The following is a 7,430-nucleotide window of genomic DNA, read 5'->3' on the forward strand; positions in this document are numbered from 1 at the left end:
CCGAGCAGTTCAACCGCTTGATGGTGTCGATCACCGAGTGGGTCGCACCCCAGCAGGGCTGCACGTACTGCCACAGCACCGAGAACATGGCTTCGGACGAGCTCTACCAGAAGCGCGTCGCCCGGCGCATGCTGCAGATGACCCAGTACATCAATTCCACTTGGAAGGAGAAGCACGTCCACGAGGCGGGTGTGACCTGCTACACGTGTCACCGCGGCAATCCGGTGCCGGCGAATATCTGGTTCGACCACCCGGTTCAGGGGGCGGGGCGTTTCATCCCGCGCAACAACAGCCAGAATCTCGCGTCCGCGGAGGTCGGCAACACGTCCCTGCCCTACGACGTCTATCAGGCCTTCTACCAGCACAAGGACACGCCCGAGGATGCGGTGCGGGTCAACGCCACCACGGCGCTGCCCGAGACGAAGGGCAAGCCGATCCAGGACGCGGAGAAGACCTTCGCAATCATGATCAGCATGTCGCAGTCACTGGGCGTGAACTGCACCTTCTGCCACAACACCCGCTCGGTGGCGCAGTGGGATACCAGCACGCCGAACCGCGTCCATGCCTGGTACGGCATCCGCATGGTCCGCGATCTGAACCAGGACTACATGACGCCGCTGACCTCGGTCTTCCCGCGGAATCGCCTCGGCGTTCTGGGCGACGTGCCGAAGATCAACTGCGCCACCTGTCACAACGGCGCCAACAAGCCGCTCAACGGCGCCAACGTGATCGAGCCCTATCCGGAACTGTCGCACCCGACGATTTCGGCGAACCTGCCCACGGGCGAGGCGAAGGACCCGATCCCCGGCACCGAGACGCCGAAGCCGTGATCGGACCGGAGCGGCCGGACCGTCCGGCCGCTCCGCTCAAGCTCCGGGGAACCTCTGTTGGGTAAAGGCGTCGATACCGGCGGCCAAGCTCGGCCTCAGGAGGCGCCCGTGACCATCACCATCTCGAACCTCCAACCGCTCATCGCGATCCTTGCCGGGATCCTGATCCTGGTGATGCCGCGGCTGCTCAACTACATCGTCGCGATCTACCTGATCATCGTCGGCGTGATCGGGCTCGGAATCCTCCATTGAGGGGCAGCGCCCGCACCGCGACGCGGGGGGCCTGACAGACCGTCGAACCCGTCATCCACGCACGCACAGGGCCATCGCGCGTTCATCTTGCGTTGCGCTGCGGGATGGTCCAACCCCGCCCATCAGCTCGGCCAGCGCCGGGCACCAGATACGGACGGGATCGACATGGCGACCGGAAGCGCGAAGTGGGTCTACGCCTTCGGCGACGGCAAGGCGGAGGGCAAGTCGCAGATGCGCGACCTGCTCGGTGGCAAGGGCGCCAACCTCGCCGAGATGTGCAATCTCGGCCTGCCGGTTCCGCCCGGCTTCACCATCACCACCGAAGTCTGCACCTACTACTACGATCACGGGAAGTCCTACCCGCCGGAGTTGAAGGATCAGATCGCCGCTGCGCTCGCCCAGATCGGCACGCTCACCGGCCGCAAGTTCGGCGATGCCACGAATCCCCTCCTCGTCTCGGTCCGCTCGGGCGCCCGGGCGTCGATGCCCGGCATGATGGACACGGTCCTCAACCTCGGGCTCAACGATGAGACCGTGCTGGCGCTGGCCAAGGAGGCCGAAGACGAGCGCTTCGCCTTCGATTCCTACCGTCGCTTCATCACCATGTATTCGAACGTGGTGCTGGGCGTTGAGCACCACGCCTTCGAGGAGGCGCTGGAGCAGTACAAGGAAGCCAAGGGCTTCGAGCTGGACACCGAGCTCAGCGCCGCGGACTGGAAGACGCTCATCCAGACCTACAAGAAGATCGTGCGCGACGAGCACGGATCCGACTTCCCGCAGGTCGCGGACGACCAGCTCTGGGGCGCGATCAGCGCCGTATTCAATTCCTGGATGATTCCCCGTGCCAAGAAGTACCGGGAGCTGAACAACATTCCGGAGAGCTGGGGCACGGCCGTCAATGTGCAGGCCATGGTGTTCGGCAACATGGGCGACACGTCGGCCACCGGCGTGGCCTTCACCCGCAATCCGTCCACCGGCGAGAAGGCGCTCTACGGCGAGTTCCTGATCAACGCGCAGGGCGAGGACGTGGTCGCGGGCATCCGCACGCCGCAGAACATCACCGAGAAAGCCCGGATCGAGGCCGAGAGCGACAAGCCTTCCATGGAGAAGGCCATGCCCGAGAGCTTCGCGGAACTGACCCGGATCTACGGGATCCTGGAGTCGCACTACCGCGACATGCAGGACATGGAATTCACCATCGAGAAGGGGAAGCTCTGGATGCTCCAGACCCGCAACGGCAAGCGCACGGCGAAGGCCGCCCTGCGCATTGCCGTGGATCTGGCGGGCGAGGGGCTGATCTCCCGTGAAGAGGCGATCGGCCGGGTCGAGCCCGGGGCGCTCGACCAGCTCCTGCATCCGACCATCGACCCGAAGGCGGACCGCAAGGTCATCGCCTCGGGCCTGCCGGCCTCGCCCGGCGCGGCGACCGGCGAGATCGTGTTCAGCTCCGAGGACGCGGAGGCGCATCGCAAGGCGGAGCGCAAGTGCATCCTGGTGCGGATCGAAACCTCGCCCGAGGACATCCACGGCATGCACGCCGCCGAGGGCATCCTGACCACCCGGGGCGGCATGACCAGCCACGCGGCCGTGGTCGCCCGCGGCATGGGCAAGCCCTGCGTCTCCGGCGTCGGCTCCATCCGGATCGACTACAAGGCGCAGACCCTGACGGTCGGCGGCAACACGCTCAAGGCCGGCGACAAGATCACCATCGACGGGTCCACCGGACAGGTGATCCAGGGCGAGGTGAAGATGCTGGAGCCCGAGCTGTCGGGTGACTTCGCCACCCTGATGGAATGGGCCGACGCCTTCCGCGGCATGAAGGTGCGGGCGAACGCCGATACGCCGACGGATGCCCGCACGGCGCGCAACTTCGGCGCGGAGGGCATCGGCCTCTGCCGTACGGAGCACATGTTCTTCGAGGGCGACCGCATCATCGCGGTGCGCGAAATGATCCTGGCAGACGACGCCGAGGGCCGCCGTGCGGCTCTCGCGAAGATCCTGCCCTATCAGCGCCAGGACTTCCTCGAGCTGTTCACGATCATGTCCGGGCTGCCGGTCACGATCCGTCTGCTCGACCCGCCGCTCCACGAGTTCCTGCCGCATACCGATGCCGAGGTCGCCGAGGTCGTGAAGGCGACCGGGGTCTCCGAGGAGAAGATCCGGCACCGGATGCGGGAGCTGTCCGAGCACAACCCGATGCTCGGCTTCCGCGGCTGCCGGCTCGCTATCGCCTTCCCGGAGATCGCCGAGATGCAGGCCCGGGCGATCTTCGAGGCGGCCGTCCAGGCCGCCGCCGATACCGGTAACCCGGTCACGCCCGAGGTGATGGTGCCGCTGGTGTTCACGCGCGCCGAGTTCGACATCGTGAAGGCGCGCATAGACGCGATGGCGAAGGCTGTCGCCGAGGAGAAGGGCGCGACCCTCGACTATCAGGTCGGCACGATGATCGAGCTGCCGCGCGCAGCGCTCAAGGCCGGCGAGATCGCCGAGACGGCCGAGTTCTTCTCCTTCGGGACGAACGACCTGACGCAGACGGCCTTGGGCATCTCCCGCGACGACGCGGCAACCTTCCTGGGCCCCTACACCCAGAAGGGCATCCTGCCGGCCGATCCGTTCATCACCATCGATCAGGAAGGTGTGGGCGAACTGGTGCGCATCGGCGTCGAGCGCGGCCGCAAGACCCGGCCGAACATCAAGCTCGGCATCTGCGGCGAGCACGGCGGCGATCCGGCCTCGATCGGCTTCTGCCAGGAGGTCGGCCTCGATTACGTGTCCTGCTCGCCCTACCGGGTGCCGATCGCCCGGCTCGCGGCCGCCCAGGCGGCGCTGGGCAAGGTCTCGGGCAAGGAAGGCTGAACGCGCGCCGGAGGCCGCCGCGCGGCGGCCTCCGGACGGCGATCAACCATCCGAATGAAGACCAGTGGAAAAACCTCGCCTTTCGGTTGAACTCGACTCTTTGTGAGGCGTTCTTTCGTTGAACGAGGCGGTCTGGCGTGCGCCTATTCGGCCTGCGTCGGGTCAACGTCGCCCGTCAGAATCGGCCGTCAAGATGTCTCACAGCCCATCGCCGCTGTGCCTCACCGGGACCGATGCGGCCGCGTCAGTGCCGCGCGCGGCCGTCCGTGCGTATTTCGCCCTGGTCGGCGGCCTGGGCGGCTTGGTGACCGCCGTGATGCTGATGATGTCGGTCGCGGCCAACAGCGGTGGCGAAGCCGAACGCATCGCCGGGACGCAGGACGACAGCTACGCGGCAACGCTGGTCGGCGCCTTGGCGGTCAACCTGTCCAAGCCCCTGCGCTGAGTCGAACGGGCGCTCTGGCCATCCCGCACGAGCCGTCCGACGTGGACGTGCAGGCGGAGCGCACCTCCCCGTCAGACCGCCCCCTCGATCAGCGTGCTCCGGGCAAGGCGCGGGCAGCGGAGCCGGTGAATCGGGTTGTCAGGTCATCGCCCGGACTGCGCGTGCTGAACCGCGTCGTGACGCGGTCCGGAACGGCAGCGACGACCGAGTCGGGCGCTGCACCGCGGAGACGCGTAGCAGCCACATGCACGGGGACAGCGCGGCTCGCCGGCGTCGCAACGGGACGGCGGACACGGAATCGAACAGGGCGCGCAGCTGGGCTTTGGCGTCCGCGTCCGGAGCCACGAGCGAACGCGGACGAACCGGGTCCGGCGCCGTGGGCTTGCCGAGCGCGCGAATCTCGCTCGCGGACGGAAGATTGGCCATCCCCCGTTCGAGCGCGGCGAATTGCACCGGGCGCGGTGGCGGAAGCGGCATGTTCAGGCTCGCGACCGCGGCTGCGAGGTCCGAGGGACGCCGCGGCGGCAGCGGCGTCGTGACCGCCGGCATAGCGTCGTCGGCGGGCGCGGTTTGATCGGCCGTCAGAAGCGACTTGGCATCGGACGGCTTGATCTCCGCGCTCTTCGCCTGAGCCCGCGCCGCCAGCGAACCGCGCAGCGCGTCGTCGGTGGCGGGAGCCGCATAGGCGAGGGCCGTCCGTGCGCCCACCGGATCCTGCGGATCGGCGCTCGCCACGGCGACGACGGGGGCGCGCCGTCCCTTCTTCTCGACCGCCACCGGCGGCGGTGCCGGAGCGGGCTCGGGGCTGGATCGACCGCCGCCGAACAGACTCGCCAGGAAGCCGAACAGGCCGGGACCGTCTTCTTCCTCGCCGCCGGCCATCTGGGTCGTGATCCCCGCGACGGTACCGCCGCGGGCCAGGATCTCGGCCTTGGCTTCCTCGTAGCGCGGGAAGGGTCGATTGTCGCTCGGGAGCAGCACGGTCTTGCCGTCGGGGAAGAGCCGGGCGAGCTGATCGTGGGTCATCCGCGGCCACATCCGCACGGAACCGACATCGAGATGCACGAAGGGCGTTCCGGCATGCGGATACCAGCCGACGCCGCCCCGTTGCATCTGGAGCCCGACCTCGCGGATCCGGTCGACCGAGACGTCCGGCACGAAGAAGTCCATCGCCTTGCCGAGCATGTGCTGGCTGTACTCGGCCACCATCTTGGAGCGGCGGCGAAGCATCGCGTTGGTGCCGGGAGACCGATAGGCCGAGACGATGTGGATCGGTTGCGACGAGCCGACCTGGCGATAGGCCTCCCAGACCGTATCGAACAGCCGCGGATCCATCTTGGTGGGCTCGTTGATCCGCCAGTCGCGGAGCAGCCAGTTCAGCTGATCGAGGGCCGCGCGGTCGTAGCGGCCATCGCGCTTGAACGTGATGGTCGCGCTTTCCTGCGTGTGCGTGTGGTAGATGGTCAGCGAGCGGGTGTCGCCGTTGGCCACCGCGTCCTCGGTTTCGGCCGTCCCGACCAGCACTCCGAGCACGAGGCCGGACAAGCCGAGGGCGAGATGACGGAGGGGACGCGGGAGACTGGGCACGATGGTCCTGATCCTCTCCCGAAACCCTCGCCCGAACGCATCTCAGCCCGGGCTGTCGGTCGAAACGGCTAAGGCTCGACCGTGGCGAAATCGTGCCCGGCTGTGCGTCTGCGCACGCGAAAGTTGCGGGTTCCGCGGGTGGCCTACCACCACCCGCGCGGCGCCGATTGCTGCGGCGCAGGCGTCCAGAGCCCGGGCTCGCCGTATTCCGGCGCGCTGTCGGCCCGGGCGGCGCGGCGCAGGGACCGGCGCCGCGTGTCCGCTTCCTCGTAGCGCCCTTCGGGCCACGCCTCGGCATTGGCCACCGGGCGCTCGGGCGCGCGGCGATGGACCGTCCGCGCCACGGGCGGCTTCGGCGCAGACTCGGCCTTGCGCCGCGGCGGCTCGTCCGGCAGCCGGGCAATCGCCGGTCCGCCGCCGCCGGGCAGCCCGAGGGCCGCGCGCATCGGCGCGTCGTAGCCGTAAAGGTCCGGCAAGGTGCGGTAGGTGCCGCCATCGTCCACGAAGGCGGTGAAGTAGGCGAGATGGACCGGCAGCTTCTCCGGCAGCCGGATCGTCCGCTCGCCCTTGCCGATCAGCTTCTTCAACCTGTCCTGAGACCAGTCCGGCAGCACCGCGTCGGCAAGGCGGAACGGGTCGTCGACGCGCACGCAGCCGTGGCTGAAATCCCGCTTCGAGGCTGAGAACAGCGAGCGGTTGGGCGTATCGTGCAGGTAGACCGCGTGCTGGTTCGGGAACATGAACTTGATGAAGCCGAGCGCATTGCGCTCGCCGGGGGGCTGGCGGAGCGAGATGTGCCCCCCGCGGCGGACGACCTCGTAGCCCCCCCAGGTCTTGCCACCGTAGCCGGCGAGCTTCGGCGCCATCGTCTTCAGGATCGAGGGCGGCACGTACCAGGACGGGTTGACGACCGCGTATTCCATCAGCCCCGAGAACAGGGGCGTCCGCGATTCCGGCTTGCCGACGATGACCCGCGCCTCATCGCGCAGGACGCCGCCCCGGTAGGCGCGCAGGCGGTATTCCGGGACGTTGACCAGGATGTAGTCGGATCCCAGATCGCCGGGAAGCCACCGCCACCGCTCCATGTTGACGATGAGTTCGGCCTCGCCCCCCGTCGGGCGTGCGGCGCGACCGGCATCGGCAAGGGCCAGGACCGTCTGGACGTTCAGGACCCCGTTGCCCGGCAGCCCGCGGCCGCGCTGGAACTTCGCGACCGCGTCGGCGACGACGGAATCGTACTCGTCCGGCTCGCCGGGGGGCTTGTCGAACGTTCCGGCCGGGCGGCTCTCGAGATTGAAATGCGCCCGGAGCAGCGGCACGCGGGCATCGCGCATGCCGACGCGCAGGGCCGGTCCGGCCGGAAGGCGCAGCGGCTTCACGGCGGTCGGCACGGGACCGCGCAGGGCGGCGAGACGCGCCTTGAGGGCGAGATAGCCGGGCGTCGCCGGATTGACTCTAGA

5 protein-coding genes and 1 pseudogene are annotated in these 7,430 nt (G+C 68.4%); 4 read left to right on the forward strand and 2 right to left on the reverse strand.

The window, feature by feature from the left end:
- The 4 genes from pufC to I53_RS29265 all read left to right on the forward strand — a co-directional run.
- Nucleotides 1–830, forward strand: an 830-nt coding sequence (gene pufC, locus I53_RS29255; protein WP_043357719.1) for a photosynthetic reaction center cytochrome PufC, incomplete at its 5' end; no start/stop codon positions are given.
- A 108-nt stretch (nt 831–938) separates the two neighbouring features.
- Nucleotides 939–1,082, forward strand: a complete 144-nt coding sequence (locus I53_RS32040) for a DUF3096 domain-containing protein (protein WP_075380395.1) — start codon at nt 939–941, stop codon at nt 1,080–1,082.
- 165 nt (nt 1,083–1,247) lie between these two features.
- Nucleotides 1,248–3,938 carry a pyruvate, phosphate dikinase gene (gene ppdK / locus I53_RS29260; RefSeq protein ID WP_043357720.1) on the forward strand — a complete coding sequence of 897 codons (2,691 nt, stop codon included), beginning with the start codon at nt 1,248–1,250 and terminating at the stop codon, nt 3,936–3,938.
- A 193-nt stretch (nt 3,939–4,131) separates the two neighbouring features.
- Nucleotides 4,132–4,383: a hypothetical protein gene (locus I53_RS29265; protein ID WP_043357721.1), complete on the forward strand. Its 252-nt coding sequence runs from the start codon at nt 4,132–4,134 to the stop codon at nt 4,381–4,383.
- Between the two features lie 88 nt (nt 4,384–4,471).
- Here I53_RS29265 and I53_RS29270 read toward each other — a convergent pair.
- Nucleotides 4,472–5,970, reverse strand: a pseudogene (locus tag I53_RS29270) (DUF882 domain-containing protein).
- Between the two features lie 143 nt (nt 5,971–6,113).
- Nucleotides 6,114–7,430, reverse strand: a 1,317-nt coding sequence (locus tag I53_RS29275) for a L,D-transpeptidase family protein (protein WP_043357726.1), incomplete at its 5' end; no start/stop codon positions are given.

Source organism: Methylobacterium sp. B1, assembly GCF_000333255.1.
GTDB lineage: Bacteria > Pseudomonadota > Alphaproteobacteria > Rhizobiales > Beijerinckiaceae > Methylobacterium > Methylobacterium fujisawaense.

Bases quoted from the DNA above. Each gene is read 5' to 3' on its own strand.
- I53_RS29265 (WP_043357721.1), top strand. From the start codon at position 4,132: ATGTCTCACAGCCCATCGCCGCTGTGCCTCACCGGGACCGATGCGGCC.
- ppdK (WP_043357720.1), top strand. From the start codon at position 1,248: ATGGCGACCGGAAGCGCGAAGTGGGTCTACGCCTTCGGCGACGGCAAG.